We start from the raw sequence: 1,776 nt of genomic DNA on the forward strand, positions 1-1,776 counted from the left end.
AGACCGTGGTTTGATTAAATAACCTCTAGAGCTTTTATGTAGTAAAACCACCACATGAAGTTCAGTTGCGTAATACAAAAAAATCTGCCATTCTATGTGGACTTGGATATGTTTTATCCAAAACAGAATTTAGTTTGACAAGGGGAGTAGCCTCCTCCAAACATAACAGCAATGTTATGTGTCAGATATCGTCAATACACTTTTATTAAAAAGTCGGTATCTGAGCATCGTGAAATTCATGGTGTAGGCAAGACCTTGATCATGTTGATACAGATGTTTAATTCATCTGGCAACTGGTCGAGGTTTTTTTATGCCCAATTGCCGGATGTATGGAGGATTTATGGAAACAATCGGCAATTTATGGCTGTACGTAGCATTCTTTGGCATAGTCATTGTCATGCTTCTGATTGACTTCTTGGGCTTTAAGCAAAAACAAGGTCAAGATGTCTCAATTAAGCAAGCTGCTTACTGGAGCGTGGCGTGGGTAAGCGTTGCAGCCTTATTTGGTGGTGGTTTATGGCTTTACCTACAACAAACAGTTGGGGTGACCTTAGCAAACCAAAAAACTATGGAATACTTTGCAGGTTACTTACTCGAAAAGTCCCTCGCAATTGACAACGTTTTCGTCTGGTTAATGATTTTCGCAGCGTTTGCTATACCGGCTGCGCTACAACGTAAAATTTTGCTCTACGGCGTATTAGGCGCAATCGTACTGCGTACCCTCTTTATTTTTATTGGTGCATGGTTCGTTCAAGAGTTTTCTTGGGTACTTTATATCTTCGGCGCGTTCTTGGTATATACAGGCTTTAAGTTCTTAAAAGGCCAAGAAGAAGAAACCAATATTGAAGATATCAAGCTTTTAAAATGGTTACGTAACCATATGCGTATTACGCCACAGCTTGAAGGTGACAAATTTTTTGTACGCCAAAACGGTTTATTATGGGCAACACCGTTATTTCTAGTTTTGATTTTGGTTGAAGCTTCAGACGTGATTTTCGCAGTAGATTCTATTCCTGCTATTTTCGCGGTAACTAGCGACCCGTTTATTGTTTTAACGGCGAACTTAATGGCAATTTTAGGTTTACGCGCAATGTTCTTTTTACTTGCTGGCGCTGCGACTAAATTGCATTACTTGCCATACGGCTTAGGCATTATCTTATTGTTCATTGGTGCAAAAATGTTGTTGCTTGATGTATTCCACATGCCAATCTGGATCTCATTAAGCTTTATCGTCATAGTGTTAGCAATCACTGCTTACCTTTCTTTACGACACAACAAAAAGCAATTGCAGTCCTAATTCATCACAACAAGGCATCTACATGTAAGATGCCTTGTTATCTAAATCTTCAAAAGAGACTGTACTTTAAAAAAACAGGTTAATATCATATGCCAACCTAAAATTTATCTTTCCTAATCAGAAACATAATAGATAATAGCTAATCGGTATTTTATGCCGAATATATTTATTAAAATGTGTGGAGTCTCATGCGTTCTAAAAAAATTAATCTTGTCGTTGTCCCACTATTACTCACGGCATGTAGCCATAATGATGGTCCTTTAGTACAAGACGTATATAACAACCAATATGACTGTGCTCGCGACTGGAATAATGAAACATGTAAACAAGAAAATAGCTCAAGTGGACATGGGTCTAGCTATGTTGGAAGCCGCTATTTAGGGCCTGCGTATTATCAAAATAATCGGGAAGTTTCTTATCACGGAAATACTTTGCATCCTTACAGCAATTTGAGTGTAGGTCGCCCCATTATTTCAAGT

2 protein-coding genes are annotated in these 1,776 nt (G+C 38.3%); both read left to right on the forward strand.

Annotated elements, in window-relative coordinates; all coding sequences use genetic code 11:
- The first annotated feature begins 340 nt into the window (after positions 1 to 340).
- Positions 341 to 1,297, forward strand: a complete 957-nt coding sequence (locus tag VXQ92_RS16660) for a TerC family protein (RefSeq protein ID WP_000447698.1) — start codon at positions 341 to 343, stop codon at positions 1,295 to 1,297.
- A gap of 188 nt (positions 1,298 to 1,485) precedes the next feature.
- A partial coding sequence (locus VXQ92_RS16665; RefSeq protein ID WP_416682571.1) for a hypothetical protein occupies positions 1,486 to 1,776 on the forward strand: 291 nt, incomplete at its 3' end.

This window comes from Acinetobacter sp. 228 (assembly GCF_048147885.1).